22 protein-coding genes are annotated in these 21,097 nt (G+C 50.7%); 13 read left to right on the forward strand and 9 right to left on the reverse strand.

Going from position 1 to position 21,097, the window contains the following annotated elements; translation table 11 throughout:
* The first annotated feature begins 369 nt into the window (after nt 1–369).
* From cysG to KP22_RS12010, 5 genes are all read left to right on the forward strand, one after another.
* Nucleotides 370–1,812: a siroheme synthase CysG gene (gene cysG, locus KP22_RS11990; RefSeq protein WP_039306701.1), complete on the forward strand. Its 1,443-nt coding sequence runs from the start codon at nt 370–372 to the stop codon at nt 1,810–1,812.
* A 9-nt stretch (nt 1,813–1,821) separates the two neighbouring features.
* A complete protein-coding gene (gene cysD, locus KP22_RS11995; RefSeq protein WP_039306712.1) occupies nt 1,822–2,730 on the forward strand; it encodes a sulfate adenylyltransferase subunit CysD in 909 nt (302 codons plus the stop codon).
* Between the two features lie 74 nt (nt 2,731–2,804).
* Nucleotides 2,805–4,232 carry a sulfate adenylyltransferase subunit CysN gene (gene cysN, locus KP22_RS12000; RefSeq protein WP_039324477.1) on the forward strand — a complete coding sequence of 476 codons (1,428 nt, stop codon included), beginning with the start codon at nt 2,805–2,807 and terminating at the stop codon, nt 4,230–4,232.
* Entirely contained in the window at nt 4,171–4,851 is a 681-nt protein-coding gene (cysC, locus tag KP22_RS12005) for an adenylyl-sulfate kinase (RefSeq protein WP_072012577.1), read from the forward strand. Before cysN ends, cysC begins: the two co-directional genes overlap by 62 nt.
* A gap of 57 nt (nt 4,852–4,908) precedes the next feature.
* On the forward strand, nt 4,909–5,241 hold the full coding sequence (locus tag KP22_RS12010) for a DUF3561 family protein (protein ID WP_039295216.1): 333 nt from the start codon (nt 4,909–4,911) through the stop codon (nt 5,239–5,241).
* Nucleotides 5,242–5,316: 75 nt separating this feature from the next.
* On the opposite strand, the gene KP22_RS12015 is transcribed toward KP22_RS12010, so the two are convergent.
* From KP22_RS12015 to KP22_RS12025, 3 genes are all read right to left on the reverse strand, one after another.
* A complete protein-coding gene (locus KP22_RS12015) occupies nt 5,317–6,039 on the reverse strand; it encodes an amino acid ABC transporter ATP-binding protein (protein WP_039306779.1) in 723 nt (240 codons plus the stop codon).
* Nucleotides 6,026–6,790, reverse strand: a complete 765-nt coding sequence (locus tag KP22_RS12020; protein WP_039306715.1) for an amino acid ABC transporter permease — start codon at nt 6,788–6,790, stop codon at nt 6,026–6,028. Before KP22_RS12020 ends, KP22_RS12015 begins: the two co-directional genes overlap by 14 nt.
* A gap of 121 nt (nt 6,791–6,911) precedes the next feature.
* A complete protein-coding gene (locus KP22_RS12025; RefSeq protein WP_039306717.1) occupies nt 6,912–7,697 on the reverse strand; it encodes a basic amino acid ABC transporter substrate-binding protein in 786 nt (261 codons plus the stop codon).
* Between the two features lie 340 nt (nt 7,698–8,037).
* Between KP22_RS12025 and ftsB the strand changes: the two genes are divergently transcribed.
* From ftsB to rpoS, 7 genes are all read left to right on the forward strand, one after another.
* Nucleotides 8,038–8,373 carry a cell division protein FtsB gene (ftsB, locus tag KP22_RS12030; RefSeq protein WP_011095039.1) on the forward strand — a complete coding sequence of 112 codons (336 nt, stop codon included), beginning with the start codon at nt 8,038–8,040 and terminating at the stop codon, nt 8,371–8,373.
* A gap of 3 nt (nt 8,374–8,376) precedes the next feature.
* Nucleotides 8,377–9,090 carry a 2-C-methyl-D-erythritol 4-phosphate cytidylyltransferase gene (gene ispD / locus KP22_RS12035; RefSeq protein ID WP_039306719.1) on the forward strand — a complete coding sequence of 238 codons (714 nt, stop codon included), beginning with the start codon at nt 8,377–8,379 and terminating at the stop codon, nt 9,088–9,090.
* Between the two features lie 51 nt (nt 9,091–9,141).
* Nucleotides 9,142–9,639, forward strand: coding sequence for a 2-C-methyl-D-erythritol 2,4-cyclodiphosphate synthase (ispF, locus tag KP22_RS12040; protein ID WP_039306725.1), 498 nt, complete (start codon nt 9,142–9,144; stop codon nt 9,637–9,639).
* Nucleotides 9,640–9,742: 103 nt separating this feature from the next.
* Nucleotides 9,743–10,783 carry a tRNA pseudouridine(13) synthase TruD gene (gene truD / locus KP22_RS12045; protein WP_039306727.1) on the forward strand — a complete coding sequence of 347 codons (1,041 nt, stop codon included), beginning with the start codon at nt 9,743–9,745 and terminating at the stop codon, nt 10,781–10,783.
* A gap of 141 nt (nt 10,784–10,924) precedes the next feature.
* On the forward strand, nt 10,925–11,551 hold the full coding sequence (locus KP22_RS12050) for a protein-L-isoaspartate(D-aspartate) O-methyltransferase (protein WP_039306730.1): 627 nt from the start codon (nt 10,925–10,927) through the stop codon (nt 11,549–11,551).
* Nucleotides 11,552–12,109: 558 nt separating this feature from the next.
* On the forward strand, nt 12,110–13,132 hold the full coding sequence (gene nlpD / locus KP22_RS12055; protein ID WP_039306733.1) for a murein hydrolase activator NlpD: 1,023 nt from the start codon (nt 12,110–12,112) through the stop codon (nt 13,130–13,132).
* A gap of 53 nt (nt 13,133–13,185) precedes the next feature.
* Complete coding sequence (gene rpoS, locus KP22_RS12060; protein WP_039306736.1) at nt 13,186–14,178, forward strand: RNA polymerase sigma factor RpoS; 993 nt, start codon at nt 13,186–13,188, stop codon at nt 14,176–14,178.
* Nucleotides 14,179–14,280: 102 nt separating this feature from the next.
* On the opposite strand, the gene proS is transcribed toward rpoS, so the two are convergent.
* The 6 genes from proS to metN form a co-directional block, all read right to left on the reverse strand.
* Nucleotides 14,281–15,999, reverse strand: coding sequence for a proline--tRNA ligase (gene proS / locus KP22_RS12065; protein WP_039324449.1), 1,719 nt, complete (start codon nt 15,997–15,999; stop codon nt 14,281–14,283).
* 145 nt (nt 16,000–16,144) lie between these two features.
* A complete protein-coding gene (gene tsaA / locus KP22_RS12070) occupies nt 16,145–16,861 on the reverse strand; it encodes a tRNA (N6-threonylcarbamoyladenosine(37)-N6)-methyltransferase TrmO (RefSeq protein WP_039306740.1) in 717 nt (238 codons plus the stop codon).
* Complete coding sequence (gene rcsF, locus KP22_RS12075; protein ID WP_039306743.1) at nt 16,858–17,262, reverse strand: Rcs stress response system protein RcsF; 405 nt, start codon at nt 17,260–17,262, stop codon at nt 16,858–16,860. The genes tsaA and rcsF overlap by 4 nt, the downstream gene beginning before the upstream one ends.
* A gap of 244 nt (nt 17,263–17,506) precedes the next feature.
* A complete protein-coding gene (locus tag KP22_RS12080) occupies nt 17,507–18,322 on the reverse strand; it encodes a MetQ/NlpA family lipoprotein (RefSeq protein WP_039306746.1) in 816 nt (271 codons plus the stop codon).
* A 63-nt stretch (nt 18,323–18,385) separates the two neighbouring features.
* Nucleotides 18,386–19,039, reverse strand: a complete 654-nt coding sequence (locus KP22_RS12085; RefSeq protein ID WP_039306749.1) for a methionine ABC transporter permease MetI — start codon at nt 19,037–19,039, stop codon at nt 18,386–18,388.
* Nucleotides 19,032–20,063, reverse strand: coding sequence for a methionine ABC transporter ATP-binding protein MetN (metN, locus tag KP22_RS12090; RefSeq protein WP_039324452.1), 1,032 nt, complete (start codon nt 20,061–20,063; stop codon nt 19,032–19,034). Before metN ends, KP22_RS12085 begins: the two co-directional genes overlap by 8 nt.
* Before the next feature lie 181 nt (nt 20,064–20,244).
* Here metN and gmhB point away from each other — a divergent pair, with 181 nt between their 5' ends.
* Nucleotides 20,245–20,808, forward strand: coding sequence for a D-glycero-beta-D-manno-heptose 1,7-bisphosphate 7-phosphatase (gmhB, locus tag KP22_RS12095; RefSeq protein WP_039324455.1), 564 nt, complete (start codon nt 20,245–20,247; stop codon nt 20,806–20,808).
* Nucleotides 20,809–21,097 lie beyond the last annotated feature (289 nt).

Consider the following 21,097-nt stretch of genomic DNA (forward strand, 5'->3'; position numbering starts at 1 on the left):
CCACAACAGATTTGCGTCCATACCACGAGGAATCTAGATCCATTCTGTTCAGTCAACGCTTGAATGAATCGTGTGAACCTCCTCTCGTTAATGGCTTTTTGCTGCCCGCGGGGCTACTGGCATGTTGCTATGAATCTGGAAAAGCAAATATCAAAAATCGGCAAACTATCCGCAACTTTGACGTGCGTCATAAACTCTTTCGAACAAATGTTGATGCAAGGTCGATTGCTGACGAGGATGTGTGAGTAGTCGGATTTATTTTACTGTTATTCCATTACGGAACTTGTCATTCCAATTCGGCATTTCATAAGTGTTCTGTCCGCACCGTATAGTTTGCATTATCTACTTTTTTGCTTAGTTAAGGCGCTTGTGAACTATCTCCCTATATTTGCCGATCTTCGTCAGCGTCCGGTACTGGTCGTTGGCGGCGGCGAGATTGCTACGCGCAAAATCGATCTGCTGCAACGCGCGGGTGCGGAGGTAAAAATTGTCGCGTTAGCACTGGCGGAGCCATTGGCTGCACAGCATCAGGCTGGGCAGGTTGAATGGCTGGCGCAATCTTTTTCGCCGGAACTGTTATCCGGCGTGTTTCTGGTGATTGCCGCAACGGATGACGCGGAGCTGAATGCGGTGGTGTTTGAGGCGGCGAATCAGCGACATTTGCTGGTAAACGTGGTGGACGATCAGCCGAAGTGCTCGTTTATTTTCCCCTCGATTGTCGACCGCTCTCCGCTGGTGGTGGCGATCTCTTCAGGGGGACAGGCACCGGTGCTGGCACGGTTGCTGCGTGAAAAACTGGAATCATTACTGCCTGCCAGCCTGGGCACGATGGCAGAAATCGCCGGAAGCTGGCGCGACAGAATTAAAACCCGCTTGCATTCGATGCCAGCACGCCGCCGTTTTTGGGAACGGCTGTTTGTCGGACGCTTTGCCTCGCTGGTTTCTGCCGGACAGCTGGAACAGGCTGAAAACGAGCTACAACAGCAGTTGGTTAATCAGCAAGATGAACAGCAACTGCCCGCGGCAGCGCGAGGCGAAGTGGCACTGGTTGGTGCAGGCCCCGGTGATGCTGGGTTGCTTACACTGCGTGGATTGCAGGTGATGCAGCAGGCGGATGTGGTGCTGTATGACCATCTGGTCAGCGCCGACGTGCTGGACTTGGTGCGCCGTGATGCCGAACGCATTTGTGTTGGGAAACGCGCCAGCACGCACTCGCTGCCGCAGGATGAGATTAATCAGCTTCTGGTGAAACTGGCGCAGGAAGGCAAGCGGGTCGTGCGTCTGAAAGGCGGCGATCCCTTTATTTTTGGCCGCGGCGGCGAAGAACTACAGGCCGTAGCGCAGGCAGGAGTCACGTTTCAGGTGGTGCCTGGCGTGACTGCCGCAGCGGGCGTCACGGCGTATGCGGGGATTCCGTTGACGCACCGTGACTATGCTCAGAGCGTAATTTTTATTACCGGACACTGTCGCCCCGATGGCGATGCGCTGGACTGGTCAACGCTGGCGCGTGGACGTCAGACGCTGGCGATTTATATGGGAACGATGAAGGCGGCGGAGATTTCACAGCAGCTTATCGCACATGGTCGCTCAGCGCAGACGCCTGTCGCGGTGATCAGTCGCGGCACTCGACACGATCAGCAGGTACAAATCGGTACGCTGCAAGAGTTAGAACATTTGGCACGGCAAGCGCCGACACCGGCGCTGCTGGTGATTGGTGAGGTGGTGGACTTGCATCATCAGATTGCCTGGTTTGGTCAGACAACGCCGACGGTGCCGCAAGACAGCCGCCCAGCGGTAGTAAACTTGGCTTAAGGAAAGGGTATGGACGAGAAACGACTCACGCATTTACGGCAGCTTGAAGCCGAAAGCATTCACATCATCCGCGAAGTGGCGGCCGAGTTCGGTAACCCGGTGATGATGTACTCCATCGGCAAAGACTCTTCGGTGATGCTGCATCTGGCGCGCAAGGCGTTCTATCCAGGATCGCTGCCTTTCCCGCTGCTGCATGTTGATACCGGTTGGAAATTTCGTGAAATGTACGAATTCCGCGACCGTACGGCGAAAGCCTACGGCTGTGAACTGCTGGTGCACCGTAACCCGCAGGGGGAAGCGTTGGGGATTAACCCCTTCGTGCACGGCAGCGCCAAGCATACCGATATTATGAAAACCGAAGGGCTGAAGCAGGCGCTGGATAAATACGGTTTTGATGCCGCGTTTGGCGGAGCGCGTCGTGATGAAGAGAAATCACGTGCCAAAGAGCGTATTTACTCTTTCCGTGACCGTTTCCACCGTTGGGATCCAAAGAATCAGCGTCCGGAACTGTGGCACAACTACAACGGCCAGATTAACAAAGGCGAGAGCATTCGCGTTTTCCCGCTCTCCAACTGGACCGAACTGGACATCTGGCAATATATCTATCTGGAAAACATCGATATTGTCCCGCTGTATCTGGCCGCGCCGCGTCCGGTGGTAGAGCGTGATGGCATGCTGTTGATGGTGGATGACGATCGCATTGAACTGCAACCGGGCGAAGTGATCGAACAACGTATGGTGCGGTTCCGCACGCTGGGCTGTTGGCCGCTGACTGGAGCGGTAGCGTCGGATGCGCAGACATTGCCAGAAATCATTGAAGAGATGCTGGTTTCTACGACCAGTGAGCGTCAGGGAAGGGTAATTGACCGCGATCAGGCCGGTTCAATGGAACTGAAAAAGCGTCAAGGGTATTTCTGAGGAATCGTCGAATGAGCCAAATTTCGTTAAAAGACACAGTTGCAGAACATGCGACTGAGAAAGATGCCGTCGTCATCAATGATGCGATTGCACGGCAGATCGCCGAGCAAGGCGGTGTGGAAGCGTATTTACACGCGCAGCAGGATAAAACGCTGCTGCGTTTCCTGACCTGCGGCAGCGTCGACGACGGAAAAAGTACGCTGATTGGCCGTTTGCTACACGATACGCGCCAAATTTATGAAGATCAGCTCAGTACCCTACACAATGACAGCAAGCGTATTGGGACGCAGGGCGAAAAGCTGGATCTGGCGCTGCTGGTCGATGGGCTTCAGGCCGAACGTGAGCAGGGCATCACGATTGACGTCGCTTACCGCTACTTTTCGACGGAAAAACGCAAATTTATCATCGCCGATACGCCGGGACACGAGCAATACACCCGCAATATGGCAACCGGCGCATCGACCTGTGAGCTGGCGATCCTGCTGATTGATGCACGCAAAGGCGTATTGGATCAAACCCGTCGTCACAGCTTTATTGCGACCCTGCTGGGCATTCGCGATCTGGTGGTGGCGGTGAACAAAATGGACTTAGTGGATTATCAGCAAACGGTATTTGAACAGTTTAAGCAGGATTATCTGGATTTTGCTCAACAGTTGCCTGCTGACCTGAATATAACCTTTGTACCGATTTCCGCATTGGATGGCGATAATGTCGCGACGCCAGGCACGACGATGAGCTGGTATACCGGACCGACGCTGCTGGATGTGTTGGAAACGGTCAATGTGGCGCAGCGTACGTTAGAGCAGCCGATGCGTTTCCCCGTGCAATACGTCAACCGTCCGAATCTGGATTTCCGCGGTTACGCAGGCACACTGGCCTCCGGTATTATTCGCGTCGGGCAGCGTGTCAAAGTGTTACCGTCCGGTGTCGAATCCACCGTCAGCCGTATTGTGACCTTTGATGGTGATTTACCACAGGCGCAGGCGGGGGAAGCGATTACGCTGGTGCTGGCGGATGAGGTTGATATCAGTCGCGGCGATCTGCTGGTCGACAGTAGCGAATCGCTGAAAGCGGTGCAGCATGCGCTGGTGGATGTCGTCTGGATGGCGGAACAGCCGCTGGTTTCGGGACAAAGCTACGACATCAAGATTGGCGGTAAGAAAGCGCGCGCTCGGGTCGAGAATATTCAGTATCAGGTTGAGATCAATACACTGACGCAGCGCGTGGCGGAAAACTTGCCGCTGAATGGCATTGGTTCGATTGAGCTGGTTTTTGATGAGCCGCTGGTGCTGGACAATTATCAGAATAACGCGGTGACGGGCGGGATGATCTTTATTGATCGTCTGAGCAACGTCACGGTAGGTGCGGGTCTGGTGCGGGAACCTATCGAACAGGTGTATCAAGAGCCCGGTGCATATGGTGCGTTTGAGCTGGAACTGAATGCACTGGTACGTCGCCACTTCCCGCATTGGGGTGCGCGCGATCTGCTGGGAGGCAAATAACGTGTCTTTACGTCACTCGCCAACTGACGATAACGTCGTCTGGCATGCGCACAATGTCACCCGTGAGTCGCGCGAAAAACTGCGTGGTCATCAGGGCGTCGTTATCTGGTTTACCGGGCTGTCAGGGTCCGGTAAATCCACGCTGGCGGGGGCGCTGGAGCAAGCGCTGCACCAGCGTGGCGTCAGTACCTACCTGCTGGACGGCGACAACGTCCGGCACGGGCTATGTCGGGATCTGGGCTTCACCGACGACGATCGGCGCGAGAACATCCGCCGCGTGGGTGAAGTTGCCAAGCTAATGGTTGATGCTGGTCTGGTGGTGCTGACGGCGTTTATCTCGCCGCATCGCGCCGAGCGTAAAATGGTGCAGGATTTACTGGGCGAAGGGCAGTTCATCGAGGTCTTCGTGGATACGCCGTTAGCGACCTGTGAAGCGCGTGACCCTAAAGGGTTGTACAAAAAAGCCCGTGCGGGGGAACTGCGTAATTTCACGGGGATCGACTCGGTGTATGAAGCGCCGGAAGCACCGGATAGTCATCTGGATGGCGAACAATTCGTAACAAATTTGACAGACCAATTGTTAGATCTGCTTGGCAAGCGAGCTATTATCAAGCTCTGATGTCCCCGCTTTTTTCACCGCGCTGTTGGGTGATGCAGGGGAAGAATGGGAAAGAATATGCAAAATGCCACGCAGTTAACGATTAGCAAGACTCGGCCAGCGCAAGAAGAGGATGACGGCGTTTCCTACCTGTTTATGGGAGCGGTAACGGGGTTCTCCTTTTATTGGTTGGCCTTTAGCATCCCCTTTCTGGTATATGGTTCTAATACCACGTTTTTCTTCATGCTTTACACGTGGCCGTTCTTTCTGGCGCTGATGCCGTTTTCGGTGCTGGTTGGCGTCGGGTTTAGCTTTCTGCTCAGAGGCTATCTTTTTTATACGCTCTTTGCGACGGGACTGACGGTGGTGTGTTTATTCTGGATGGTGTTTTCTTTTCTGACCGGGTGGTAAAAGAAAGGCGGTAGGGGGAAAGGCTGCCAGCGCGAAAGAGGCTGACAGCCCGTTATTTTACCGCATTCAAACTACTTACAGAATCTTGCTCAAGAAAGCCTGCGTGCGCGGGTTACTCGGATGAGTGAAGATCGCTTCTGGCGTTCCCTGCTCCTGAATAATTCCCTGATCGATAAAGATCACTCTATCAGCCACTTCTCTGGCAAATGCCATTTCATGGGTCACGATGACCATCGTCATGCCTTCGTTCGCCAGCGTTTTCATGACGGCCAGCACTTCACCAACCAGCTCTGGGTCTAATGCAGATGTAGGTTCATCGAACAGCATGATTGCCGGTTCCATTGCTAACGCACGGGCAATGGCAACACGCTGCTGCTGACCACCGGATAGGCTATTCGGCCAGGCATCGATTTTATCCAGTAACCCGACCTTACTGAGTAACGCTTTAGCGCGTTCAACGGCTTGTGCGCGAGGTAGTTTCTTCACTCCTATCGGCGCCATGATCACATTTTCCAACACCGTCATGTGTGGGAACAGATTGAAGCGCTGAAACACCATACCGACGCTTTCACGCATACGGTTGATATCGGTTTTCTGATCGTGAATGGCAAAACCGTTGACCGTAATCTCACCCGCCGACAGCGTTTCCAGTGCGTTGATACAGCGCAGAAAGGTACTTTTTCCTGAGCCGGATGGGCCAATCAGGCAGAGCACTTCCTGAGGCGCGATATCACAGGAAATACCACGTAGGACATGGGTATCGCCAAATTGTTTTTGCAGGTTATTAACGTGAATCACTTTTGCCAAACCTCGTTTCCATGTGCCGCACCAGCAGCGAGAGCAGGAAAGTAATAACCCAATAGACGATAGAGATCGCCAGGTAGGGTTCCCAGTACGTGGCGTAAGCCCCTGACACCGTACGAGCGGCATAGGCGAGATCCGCCAATCCGATTGCTGAAGCCAGCGACGAATCTTTCACAATGGCGATGGCGTTATTACCCAGCGGCGGCAGCATTCGGCGAAAAGCCTGCGGCAGGATCACTTTCCGCATGGTGCGGCCATAGCTCATGCCGAGAGAACGCGAAGCCTCCATTTGGCCGCGATCGATAGATTGAATACCAGCACGAAATATCTCGGAGACATAGGCACCCGCATTCAGCGTAATCGCCACTATGCAAGAGAGGAAGGCACCGTAATCTGAGCGTAATGTGCGGGCAAAATCGACCGACATAATATTGCTGGTCACCAGCAGCCCGTCACGCGGGTTGATGAACAGCGGCACCAGAGCGAAATGCACCACCATGATTTGCACAAACAGTGGTGTACCCCGAAAGGCGCTGATATAGATCCGCACCGGCCATTGAACGCCATAGTGCAGTATGTATTTCCACGGCCCGTGCGGCGCCTGTGCTAAGCGGCCTAATCCGAGCGTTAATCCCCAGCAGGTGCCAAGAATGACACAAATAATGGTGCATTTGATGGTCATCCAGGTGCCTTCCATAAAGAGCGGGGCATATTCCTGAATGATCTCCCAACGAAATCCCGTCAAGATCGTTTCCTTTTTTGAATAGGCTAACGTGATGATGCTGCTAAATTAAACCGGACAGGCTGGCTGTCCGGCTGGTATGACGTCTCACATGAGGTGGTTGAGACCAGGAGAGATACTGGCATTACTCTGCCGGCAAAGTCGGCACATTGTTATCAAACCAGGTTTGATAGATCTTGGCATAGGTACCATCAGCAACGATTTTTTTCAGTCCTGCGTTGATCTTCTCGCGCAGTTTATCGTTGCCTTTCGCTACGGCGATCCCGAAATACTGGCGTTCGAATTTGGCATCAGAAACCAGATTGAACTGTTTTTCAGGGTGAGTCTTAATGTAAAACTTCACTACGCCTACATCGCCAACCGCTGCACCCACACCATCTTCATACAGCTCTTGTAACATTAACGGCGTGTTATCAAAGCGCTTAATCGATGTACTGTTTTTTCCTAATACGTCGGAGACCACGATATCGGCAGTACTGGAGTTTACTACGCCTACTTTATGATCTTTCAGGGCGGCAATGGAGTCGATCGTCGACCCTTTAGGAACCACGATGGACTGCTCGGCAGGGAAATAAGGCGCGGAGAAATCGACCATTTGCTTACGTTTGTCGGTAATCGTGATACCGGAGATAATAATGTCGCGGTCACCAGAGTTCAGGGTCGCGAAGATACCTTCCCACGGTGTATTGATCAGCTTGATATTAAAATTTTCCGCCTTGGCGATCGCTTTAATAATATCAATATCAAAGCCTTCCAACTGCTTCTGCGCATTTTCAAACTCAAATGGGCGATAGGTTCCGCCAGAGCCGACAACGTAAGTGGGCTCAGCGGCGAAGGTGCTCGTTGATAGTACGGTGGTGGACAGTGCGGTTGCGAAGAGTGCACCAACACATAACAGTTTTTTGAACATAGTTTTCTCCTGGTTTAAATGTAAAATTTTCTTTTTTATGCACTTTGTATGCATAAAAATACACAGATAGCATTAATGGTTCAACTGACGTTTTTCCTATGGCGATTTTACCCTTCGGGTTCCTGCACTCTTTCGTCCTCTTAGAACGATGGCGGTTGTAGCAAGCAAGAGGGGATGAATAGGTGACATGAGTGCTGCCTGGGAGCGAGTTTGGTGTGATTTTCTGCCCGAAATATCCCCATTTGGGCATGCGGCAGGGTGAATATTGTCTCCCACTGCCGGACACAGTGGAGTCAAAACAAAAGTTATGGGATGATTAGGCGGTTTTTCAGGGGGCCGGATGGGAAAGCTTACGCTGTTATTATTGATATTGCTTGGCTGGCTTCAGTACTCACTGTGGCTGGGCAAGAATGGCATTCATGATTATGTTCGGGTGAAGGATGATGTTGTTGTCCAGCAGGGGAACAATGCCAAATTAAAAGACCGTAATGAGCAACTGTTTGCCGAAATTGACGACCTCAATGGCGGACAGGAAGCGATTGAAGAGCGTGCACGCAATGAACTGGGCATGATCAAGCCCGGCGAAAGTTTCTATCGTTTGGTGCCAGAATCGAACCATCGTAATGCGAATACTCCTTCATCTACTAATACTTCATCCAACAACACACAACGTTGACGCATGCAGACATCGAGCTTTTTCCCGCCTGAAATTGTTGCCGTTTTGCCCGCCGCGGGCAACGGCAGCCGGATGCAAAACGATCGTCCTAAGCAGTATCTGACGATTGGCAATGATGCTACCGGCCATAAAACTATTCTTGAACATACCATTGATGCGCTCTTACGCCATTCACGAGTACAGCGTGTCGTCGTCGCTATCAGCCCAGATGACGCATTCTTTTATACTCTGGCGATTGCCACCGATCCCCGTATTTGTGTTGTAACGGGTGGGCTACAGCGCGCGGATTCCGTGCTGGCTGGGCTGGCTGCCGTTGATGATAACGCGTGGGCGTTGGTGCATGATGCGGCACGTCCGTGCTTGCATCAGGACGATCTGGCGCGCTTGCTGGCGATTGTTGAACAGAGTGATGTCGGTGGAATTCTGGCCGCGCCGGTTCGTGATACCATGAAGCGGAGTACGGACGGGTTTATCGATCGCACAGTAGAACGTAACGATTTATGGCATGCGCTGACGCCGCAGCTTTTTCCTGCGGCACTGCTGAAACAGTGTCTGCAACGTGCGCTTCAGGATGGCGTTGCCGTCACAGATGAAGCTTCCGCACTGGAATATTGTGGCTATCGCCCGCAAATTATCAGCGGACGTTCGGATAATATAAAAGTCACGCGTCCAGAGGATTTGGCATTAGCTGAATTCTATTTGACCAGTTTGCTGTAATCTCATTTTACTCGCTAAATTTATTTGCTAAATACATAAGGAGAACGCGCGATGCGTATCGGTCACGGTTTTGATGTCCATAAGTTCGGTGGAGAAGGTCCGCTGGTGATCGGTGGCGTGCGAATTCCTTATACTCAAGGTCTGCTGGCGCATTCAGATGGGGATGTAGTGCTACATGCGGTGACCGATGCTCTGTTGGGTGCCGCCGCGTTGGGCGATATTGGTAAGCTGTTCCCTGATACCGATCCGGCCTTTAAAGGTGCGGACAGCCGTGGCTTGTTGCGTGAAGCCTGGCGTCGTATCAATGACAAAGGCTACCAGCTAGGCAATCTGGACGTCACAATTATTGCGCAAGCGCCGAAAATGGCACCGCATATCCCGCAAATGCGCGTGAATTTGGCGGAAGATTTGCAGTGCCATATGGGCGACGTCAATGTGAAAGCGACGACGACAGAACAGTTGGGTTTTACCGGTCGTGGCGAAGGCATTGCCTGCGAAGCCGTTGCCTTACTCGTGAAAAAAGAAACGGGTGAAATTGTTGCTTGGTAAGTGGTGGTTTTATCGGTGATTAATTATCAATAATAAAAAATTAACAGTATAAAAAACACGGTCATGACGGGTGTCATCCGTTCATGCACTTTGTAGGATAATGATGGAAAATAGCGAACAACTCGTCTGGCTGCACGGTGAACCACAGGCTACCGGCTCATTGAAATCCACTGCGGAAGACTTTCTGGTAGTGGAAGATCTCGGATTTCAGCCAGATGGTGACGGTGAGCAGGTCTTGGTGCGTGTACGCAAACGCGGCTGCAATACGCAATTTGTGGCTGAGATGCTGGCGAAATTTACCCGCCTACCGTTACGCGCCGTCAGCTACGCGGGCCTAAAAGATCGTCATGCCGTCACGGAACAGTGGTTTTGCCTGCACATGCCGGGAAAAGAGACGCCAGATTTTTCCTTACTAGAGCTGGAAGGCTGTGAAGTGCTTGAGGTTACTCGCCATCGCCGCAAGTTGCGGATCGGTACGCTACGAGGTAACCATTTTACTCTGGTGTTACGTCAGGTTAGCGATCGGAATGAGGTCGACTCCCGTTTAGTGCAGATCGCAGCGAACGGCGTGCCTAATTATTTCGGTAGTCAGCGTTTCGGTCGAAACGGAAATAATCTTGAGCAGGCTCGTCTTTGGGCAAATAACGATATTCGAGTGAAAGAACGCAGTAAGCGCAGTTTTTATCTTTCCGCCAGCCGCAGTGCGATGTTTAATCAGGTTGCCAGCGCACGACTGGCGGGACAGCAGGTAAAAACGGTGCTGTGTGGTGATGCATTGCAGCTGACAGGACGCGGCAGTTGGTTTGTTGCTAAAGCGGATGAACTGGAAACCTTGCAGGTGCGCCTTGACGCTGGCGAGCTCCAGATTACCGCGCCGCTGCCCGGAGACGGCGAACTGGGCACGCAGGATGAGGCTCTGGTATTTGAAGAGCAGGCGTTGACCGGGCAAGAAACGCTGTGGTCTTTGGTCAAGCGTGAGCGGGTCGAGCCTGCCCGGCGTGCTGTGCTGCTGTATCCGCAGCAGATGCACTGGGAATGGCAGGATGACGTGACCGTAGCAGTAAAGTTCTGGCTACCTGCTGGCAGTTTTGCGACCAGCGTGGTGCGTGAAGTGTTGCATTCACAACAGGATATCGGTACCTGATGTGCAGTAACGCTTTTTTTGCAGAAAAGAGTTGAAGAGAGTTAATGCCAGCAACCGTGCAATTGCGGCGGCTGGCTTATCCCTGCGCGGGAAAATTACTGTGTTGGTGACGAGGTTAACCAGAACTGAGGTCGGCGGGGAATGGTAAACAAACGTATAGAAACGTTGTTGGCGCAGTTGCGCCAACAGGGCATTCAGGACGAACGTCTGCTGACGGCTATAGAAGCCGTACCCAGAGAACGTTTTGTTGACGAAGCTTTCGAACATAAAGCGTATGAAAACACCGCTCTGCCTATTGGTTCCGGTCAGACTATTTCGCAGCCCTATATGGTTGCGAAGATGACGGAATTACTTAATCTGACGCCCGTATCCCGTGTGCTGGAGATTGGCACTGGCTCAGGTTATCAAACGGCGGTTTTAGCCCATTTGGTGCAGCACGTTTGCTCGGTTGAGCGCATCAAAGGGCTGCAATGGCAGGCTAAACGCCGCTTAAAGCAGCTTGATTTGCACAATGTTTCTACCCGTCATGGCGATGGGTGGCAGGGCTGGGCGTCGCGCGGTCCGTTTGATGCCATTATTGTTACTGCGGCACCACCGGAAATTCCTCGGGCGCTGCTGGAACAGCTTGATGAAGGTGGTGTGATGGTGTTGCCCGTTGGGGAACAGTCACAAATACTACAGGTCGTTCAGCGTCATGCTGGTGAGTTTATTATTCAAATGGTTGAAGCAGTTCGGTTTGTTCCGCTGGTCAAAGGGGAATTAGCCTGATACCGTGGCGACATGTATACATGCGTTGTTAAGTCTTTAAAATTTCAATACAACTGTTTTGTGGTGCGAACTTGTTGATATTGTTAGCATCTAATCATCGTGGTGCCTCTCCCGTTTTGCTTATGCGCCAGCGATGGTGAAGTAGCGATCTTGCTCGTTCCAACTAACGAATAAAACACTGGCTATCGTTTACGCTACAATCAGTTACGCTACGGTCAGTTGGGCTACAGTCAGTAAAGCGGCAGGAGATGAGAGGCAAGCATGTCCGAATTGGGTTCCAAGTATTACTGTTTTTTGAATGTTATATAGCCTAAATAGTTCGAGTTGCAGGCCGGCGGCAATCGCATGAATCCCCTGGAGCTTACATCAGTAAGTGACTGGGGTGACAAATCTGCCGGGAGCAGATTTGAACGCTGCTTGCAGCGGCCCTTAAGAGCGAGGCCCACGACGGGCCGAGTATTTAAGAGAAGCCAACGCACATGCAGCTTGAAATATGACGGTTATAGTTACTTTTTTGAACGCTATAGGTATAGGGGAGTAAGGCGCATGGGAAGCCGAATGATGAATTTGCGTCAAATTGCTGCGTGTATGGTAATTGTCTTAGGTGTCGCTGGGTGCTCCAACAATAATTCCAAATCCGCACCGATCAGCAGCGTTGACGGAAATACAGGCAGCCGAAGTGGAATGTTATCTGCGTCACCATCACGCGTTTCAACGGCGGGTGAAAGTGTTGCAACAACGTCCGAAGGGCGAATTGTTTACAATCGCAGCTACGGTAATATTCCGAAAGGCAGCTACAGCGGCGGTAATGCCTATACCGTTAAACGGGGCGATACTCTGTTTTATATTGCCTGGATTACTGGCAATGACTATCGGGATCTGGCACAGCGCAATAATATCCCTGAGCCATACAGCCTTAATGTAGGGCAATCACTGAGTTTAGGTAACGTCTCCGGCAACAACACTTCGGGTGGCAGCCTGACGAGCGGTGGTGGAATGCTGGCAACAACCGATGCCACCGGAGGTGGAGTACCAACGCCGCCATCAAGTGCTCAAATACAAACTACATCGGTTGATTCTCAGTCAACTAATGCGTATTCTGGTAACCAGGGTAAACAGAATGTAGGTAAGATGTTACCTACGGCAGGGGTAACAACAACCGCCCCTGTTTCCGCTCCAGCGACTGTTACCAGCAGCAATACGGCTGCTGTCGGCAGTTGGCGTTGGCCTACCGATGGGAAAGTCATAGATAGTTTCTCTGCTTCTGAAGGGGGAAATAAAGGGATTGATATCGCCGGCTCACGTGGGCAACCGATCACCGCAACCGCAAGTGGGCGTGTGGTGTATGCGGGTAATGCGCTACGTGGTTACGGAAATCTGATAATCATCAAACATAATGATGACTACCTCAGTGCCTATGCCCATAACGATACGATGCTAGTCCGTGAGCAACAAGATGTCACGGCAGGACAAAAAATCGCTACGATGGGCAGTACAGGTACCAGTTCAGTTCGCTTGCACTTTGAAATTCGTTACAAGGGGAAATCCGTAAACCCGCTGCGTTTTCTGTCGCAGCGATAAATCGGGCAGAGTATTTAGGTATTCTGCCAAGGGATCACGGGTAGGAGCCACTTATGAGCCAAAGTACGCTGAAAGTTAACGAGTTACATGAAGATACCGATTTCGAAGAAAATGGACTTGACGTTTTTGACGATAAAGCGCTGGCAGAGGAAGATACCAATGATAATGACTCGGCGGAAGACGAGTTATTATCGCAAGGGGTCCCACAGCGTGTCCTGGACGCAACACAGCTCTATTTGGGAGAGATTGGCTATTCGCCGCTTTTAACCGCAGAAGAAGAAGTTTATTTTGCCCGACGCGCGTTGCGTGGCGACGTTCCATCGCGCCGTCGGATGATCGAGAGTAACCTGCGGTTGGTGGTGAAAATTGCCCGCCGTTACAACAATCGTGGTCTGGCGCTGCTGGACTTGATTGAAGAGGGGAACCTTGGCCTGATCCGTGCGGTTGAAAAATTCGATCCAGAAAGAGGATTCCGTTTTTCAACCTACGCAACCTGGTGGATTCGACAGACGATAGAGCGGGCGATTATGAATCAAACCCGCACCATCCGTTTACCTATTCATATTGTCAAAGAACTCAACGTTTACCTGCGCACCGCGCGCGAGTTGTCTCACAAACTGGATCACGAGCCAAGTGCGGAAGAAATTGCCGAACAGCTTGATAAACCTGTTGATGACGTCAATCGCATGCTGCGCTTAAATGAACGTATTACTTCCGTCGATACCCCGCTGGGTGGTGATTCGGAGAAAGCGCTGCTGGATATTTTGGCAGACGAAAAAGACAACGGACCTGAAGACACCACGCAAGATAACGATATGAAGCAGAATATCGTTAAATGGTTGTTTGAGCTTAACGCCAAACAGCGTGAGGTGCTGGCGCGTCGTTTCGGCCTGTTAGGGTATGAAGCGGCTACGCTGGAAGATGTGGGTCGTGAAATCGGCTTAACGCGTGAACGTGTTCGTCAGATTCAGGTTGAAGGCTTACGCCGCCTGCGTGAAATTTTGCAGGTTCAGGGTTTGAGCATTGAAGAACTGTTTCGTGCGTAATGAGTTACTGATATCTTGAAATAAAAAATGGTGGCTAAACCCACCATTTTTTTATGCCTGCGTTTGCCCTTTCGTGTAAAAGAAAGGGCGGTTTGACGGCGATTAGCGTACGACATTTGCCAGCAGGAAATCGATGATTTCGCTGGTTTTAATCATTTGCTTTTCACCGACGCGTCGATTCTTATATTCAATCTCTTCGCTATCCAGATTGCGATCGCCGATAACGATGGTGTGCGGTACGCCAATCAATTCCATATCGGCAAACATCACGCCCGGGCGCTCTTTACGGTCATCAAGCAGCACTTCAATGCCTTTAGCGCGCAGCTGTTGGTAGATATCCTCAGCGACTTCCTTCACGCGGAAAGATTTGTGCATATTCATTGGCAGAATGGCAACGTGGAAAGGCGCAATGGCGTCTGGCCAGATGATGCCGCGTTCGTCATGATTTTGCTCAATCGCTGCTGCGACAACGCGCGTCACTCCAATACCGTAACAACCCATCGTCAGTGTCTGGTTACGACCGTCTTCACCTTGAACGGTTGCTTTCAGCGCTTCAGAGTATTTGCTACCTAGTTGGAAAATATGGCCTACTTCGATACCGCGTTTAATTTGCAGTGTGCCTTTACCATCGGGACTCATGTCGCCTTCAACCACATTACGGATATCTGCCACCTGCGGCAGCGCAACGTCACGCCCCCAGTTGATGCCAAAATAGTGTTTGCCATCAATGTTCGCGCCAGCGCTGAAGTCGCTCATGGCCGCAACGGTGCGGTCAACAACGACGGGAATCTCCAACTTGACTGGGCCGAGTGAACCAGGGCCAGCACTAATGATTGCACGAATTTCGTCTTCCGTTGCAAAAGTCAGCGGGCTTGCTACCTGAGCAATTTTTTCCGCTTTGATTTCGTTCAATTCGTGATCGCCGCGAACCAGCAACGCAACCAGTTTATGGCCGCTTTCTTCCGTTGCTTTAACCAGCAGTGTCTTCACCGTTTTTTCTACTGGTAGCTTAAACTGCTCAACCAATTCGGCGATGGTCTTGGCATTTGGTGTATCAATCAGACGCAGGGCTTCCTTCGCTTCTGCACGGCCTAACTTCGGCGCGACAGCTTCTGCCAGTTCAATATTTGCCGCGTAGTCGGATTCCGTTGAGAAAACGATATCATCTTCACCGCTGGTCGCCAGAACCTGAAACTCGTGGGATGCATTACCACCGATAGAACCGGTATCTGCCTGAACGGCTCTGAAGTCCAGATCCATGCGGCTGAAAATCTTGCTGTATGCGGCGTACATGGCGTCGTAAGTGAGCTGCAACGATTCCTGCGAAGTATGGAAAGAGTAGGCGTCTTTCATCAGGAACTCACGTGAGCGCATTACGCCAAAACGTGGGCGAACTTCATCGCGGAATTTGGTTTGAATCTGGAAGAAATTCAGCGGCAGCTGCTTATAAGAGCTGACTTCATTACGAATCAGGTCAGTAATGACTTCTTCGTGTGTTGGGCCGAGAACGAATGGCCGTTCACCACGATCAACAAAGCGCAGTAGCTCAGGACCATACTGATCCCAACGGCCACTTTCCACCCATAAATCGGCAGGCTGAACAACCGGCATGGAGACTTCAATCGCGCCCGCATTGTTCATCTCTTCGCGCACGATGTTTTCAACTTTTCTCAAAACACGTACACCCGTCGGCAACCAGGTATAAAGGCCGGAGGCCAGTTTACGAATCATTCCTGCCCGGAGCATCAACTGATGGCTAATGACTTCTGCATCGGCTGGTGTCTCCTTGAGTGTGGAGAGCATGTATTGGCTAGTACGCATGGGGTTTTAGTTCCGTTAGAACGAGAAATAGCATAGGGCTGTCGCACAGCCGAAGGCACATAAAAAGTGGCTTAGTTTACCAGCGTGGGCGGTGTGCCAAAAGAGAGCAGGGACAATTTTAGAATATATTGCTGCGGTTCATGTATTAACACGTGTGTGACGGGTCGAGACTTAACACTTCAGTTTGTTCCCCGCAGACGCGCCAGCGCACGTTGAATTCCAATAGTAAAACGGCATATTCCCGCGTGGTACTTTCCCCTTTGCGGTAGGCTGGGCGCGGATCTTGTGCCAATACTTGTGAGATAAAGCGTTTTAACTGAGGGTATCTCTTTTGGTGCTCTGCGATCTGATTTTCAGCACGCGGCGAAAAAAATACCGGCATAACGGCATCGGGTGCTACTTGGGCAAAACCCGCGCGTGCCTGAGGATAGCTTTCTGCAAAGGGTAGATAAGGCTTGATATCGACTACCGGAGTGCCATCGACTAGATCAAGGCTACCTAATTCGAGCGTAATCGTATCGCCTTTTGCACGGATCCCTTTTAATTCAACCAATGACATGCCAATAGGATTGGGACGAAAGGTGGAACGCGTAGCGAAAACGCCAGTGCGTGTATTTCCTCCCAGACGCGGTGGCCGAACCGTCGGACGCCAGCCGCCTTCCATCGTTTGATGAAAGATGAACAATATCCAAATATGGCTGAAATCCTCCAGCCCCCGCACACACTCCGCCTGATTGTACGGCGGTAATAGCTGAAGCTCTCCGCCCCCATCTTCAATCAGACCTGGCTGCCGCGGAATGGCAAATTTTTCTTTATACGGTGAGCGGATAACCCCGATCTGATTGAAAACAAATTGACTCATTGTGCAGAGACTTTCAGCGCTGTGCCCTGACAAACAACTTGGCTATAGCAACCCGCTACGCTACTGACGTTTTGGCATTCATGCAGTAAAACCGCATTGGCCTTCATTGCCGTTGCACGGTTCTGCATTCTTTTACGCGCATTTGCCGCGTTGGGAGGCGCATCCTGAGCGCTGACCTGACATGAGGAACCTGAAACCTCGCCCATATCACGGAAAGGTTTACCGACTAATTCTTCTGCACTTTTATATAACACCGCGGGAGTAGGACGAGTCGGTGGTTTCGGTTTTGGCGCGGGGTCTTCGGCTTTGGTTTCAATAACAGGCTGAGGTGCCGGTGGCTTCTGAAATAAAGAACAGCCTGTCAGCGACATTGCCAACAATATAAAGGGAACAGCACGCATTAAGGATTCCTCTGCTTTTTCTCAAAGAGCGAGTATTGAAGCAAGCAATTGCACAAATAACAAGACGGGCCGTAGCCCGTCTTACAGATATCTTTTAATTAAACGCGTATACACGTCATACTTAAAGTTGCATGTGCGTTGGCTGCGTTCACTCACACGAATCACTTACTTGAGTAAGCTCATCGGGATTCCTTCCCTTGCCGCCTTCCTGAAAACTTGAATTATTTAGCGTATAATTGCCGGATTACCAGCCTTTCACCGCGCCGCCATTAAAGATTTTATTAGCGGCATCGTTCACTTCATCAGACTGATAAGCCTGAATGAACTTCTTCACGTTTTCAGCGTCTTTGTTGTCTTCACGTGAAACCAACAGGTTTACATACGGAGAATCTTTCTCTTCAACGAACAGGCCATCTTTAGTGGGTGTCAGATTAATCTGGCTAGCGTAAGTGGTGTTGATCACAGCTAGTGTGATTTGTGCGTCATCTAAAGAACGTGGCAACTGTGGTGCTTCCAGCTCAACCAGTTTGATATTTTTTGGGTTTTCGGTCACATCCAGTACGGTTGGCAGCAGGCCAACGTTGTCTTTCAGTTTAATCAAGCCGACTTTTTGCAGCAGCAGCAGGGAACGGCCCAGATTGGTGGGGTCGTTTGGCAGCGCAACTTGAGCGCCATCTTGCAGCTCATTCAGCGATTTGATTTTTTTTGAGTAACCTGCAATCGGGTAGACAAAGCTGTTGCCGACAGAAACCAGTTTATAACCACGATCTTTGATTTGCTGATCCAGATAAGGTTTGTGCTGGAAGGCGTTCAGATCGATGTCACCTTTGCTCAAGGCTTCATTTGGCAATACGTAATCGTTAAATGTGACTAATTCAACGTCCAGACCGTATTTGTCTTTTGCCACTTTCTGTGCGATTTCCGCAACCTGTTGTTCTGCGCCAACAATCACGCCGACTTTAATATGATTAGGATTCTTTTCTTCCTGACCACATCCAGCTAATGCCAGAGCACCAATGAGTGCGCTAATGGTCGCAATAGACTTCAGTTTAATCGCCATATCCTTACCCCTAATTAACTATTTTCTTGGCAGATGCTTTTAGGCAAATGCGTATTGTGATGACTACTTGTGTGTGACAGCTTTTACTGCCCTGTCGCCGCAGAATTGAATCAGGTAAACCAAAACAACGAGTAATATTAATACCGTATTCATGACCGTCGCGTTATAACCAATATAACCATACTGATAACCAATTTGACCTAAGCCACCTGCTCCCACGGCACCCCCCATAGCAGAATAGCCTACGAGCGTAATTAACGTGATGGTTGCGGCGTTAATTAGCCCCGGTAACGCTTCTGGCAGCAATATCTTTTTGACGATCTGCATCGGCGTCGCACCCATCGCGCGGGCGGCTTCGATCAGACCGGTCGGAATTTCAAGCAGCGCGTTTTCCACCATACGGGCAATAAACGGTGCTGCACCGACGGTGAGAGGAACGATAGCCGCTTGCAGACCAATAGAGGTTCCGACAATGATGCGGGTAAAAGGAATCATCCATACCAGCAAAATAATGAATGGAATCGAGCGGAAAATGTTTACCAGAGCAGAAACGGTCCTGTAGAGCTTTGGATTGGCGATAATTTGCCCCGCACGCGTGGTATACAATAAAACGCCTACGGGTAAGCCAAGCACAAAGCCAAAGAAACCAGAAACAAACGTCATTGCGACGGTTTCCCATACTCCCTTAGCCATTAACCACATCATTGCTTCAGACATAACCCAGAACCTCAATAGTAACGTGACTTTCCTGTAGGAATTGGATTGCGGTTTTAATATCCGCATCGTCGCCATGCATTTCTGCCAGCATGATGCCGAATTTGACGCCACCGGCATAATCCATCTGGGCGCTAATAATGTTGTTGTTGACGCTAAAGCGTCGAGCAACCTCGGACAGCAGCGGAGCATCCACCGATTTACCCGTAAACTCCATGCGTAATAAAGGTGTGGTGTCTGGGCGATAGTCAGGGGACAGACGAGTTAAGTAGTCGTCAGGGATGTCTAGGTGTAACGTTGACTGAATGAATTTTTGCGCCAGCGGCGTTTTCGGATGCGAGAAGACTTCACTTACCGTGTCTTTCTCGATGAGTCGTCCGTCACTGATAACCGCAACCTGATCGCAAATGCGTTTCACCACATCCATTTCATGTGTAATAAGAAGAATGGTTAGACCCAGACGACGATTAATGTCTTTTAGTAATTCAAGAATCGAGCGAGTTGTTGCAGGATCCAATGCGCTGGTTGCTTCATCACACAGCAGAACTTTCGGATTGCTCGCCAACGCACGCGCAATGGCGACACGCTGTTTTTGTCCGCCGGACAAGTTGGCTGGATAGACGTCATGTTTATCTGCCAACCCAACCAGCTTCAATAATTCGTGTACGCGCTTGGTAATGTCAGCTTTCGGCGTGTTATCCAGTTCCAAAGGAAGCGAAATGTTGGCAAAAACGGTGCGCGAAGAGAGCAGGTTGAAATGTTGGAAAATCATGCCGATTTGTCGGCGTGCGTGCGTCAACTGGCTATCTGACAGCTGAGTCAATTCTTGTCCATCAACCAGCACTTTCCCTTCTGTTGGTCGTTCCAATAAATTGACGCAACGTATCAGTGTACTTTTACCTGCGCCCGATGCGCCGATAACACCATAAATTTGCCCGGTCGGGACATGAAGGCTGACATCAGCAAGTGCGGTAATGCTCCGCCCATTCTGCTGGAAAACCTTAGTAATATTAGAAAGTTCAATCATATGTTTTTTATCGTAAGTGCCTATGGCTGGATAAATCAGTTTCTGTATTAACAGAAGATGAAATGGATGTTAGGGCGTCTAGACGTCTAAGTCAATCGGGATTGTCACCGCCCTACATTCTCTCTGCGAGCGAAAACATGCGATACTGCCGCGTAATTTACGCCATTCAGGAGCAAAGTCAGTGGCACAAAGTATTCCAGCAATTTTTCTTGATCGTGACGGCACGATCAATGTTGATCACGGTTATGTTCATGAGATTGACAACTTTCAATTTATTGATGGTGTCATCGACGCCATGCGAGAGCTGAAGAGCATGGGGTTCGCGCTGGTTGTTGTGACGAACCAGTCCGGTATCGCCCGCGGTAAATTTACAGAAGATCAGTTTATGCAACTGACGGAATGGATGGACTGGTCGCTGGCAGATCGTGATGTTGATCTGGATGGCATCTACTTTTGTCCGCATCATCCTGAAGCAGGGGAGGATGAATACCATCAGACTTGTGATTGCCGTAAGCCTGAACCTGGTATGTTGCTTTCCGCACAGCGTGAACTGCACATTGATATGGCCGCTTCTTATATGGTGGGTGATAAGTTAGAGGATATGCAGGCTGCAATTGGCGCTGGTGTGGGGCATAAACTGCTAGTTCGTACCGGTAAACCGGTTACCGAGCAAGGTGAAGCACTGGCTGATGGCGTGCTGGAAAGCCTCGCAGAGCTGCCAAAATGGATAAAAACGCGCAGTTAACAGGCGGAACGAATGAAAGATGCGCAAACAGAAAAAAGTTTACTAGATTTGCTTGCGCTTCTGAATCGGCTCCCTATAATGCGCCTCCATCGACACGGCGCTGTGACTCACAACCGGGGCGATAAAGAAAGAGAAAACGCTTTAAAATAAACGTTGACTCTGAAGGTGATTAGCGTAATATACGCCACCTCGCGAAGCGGATAAGACCGCAACGCACTGCTCTTTAACAATATAATCAGACAATCTGTGTGGGCACTCACAAGACCGTATCTTAACGATATAAAAAGTC

It is taken from the genome of Pectobacterium betavasculorum (assembly GCF_000749845.1).
GTDB lineage: Bacteria > Pseudomonadota > Gammaproteobacteria > Enterobacterales > Enterobacteriaceae > Pectobacterium > Pectobacterium betavasculorum.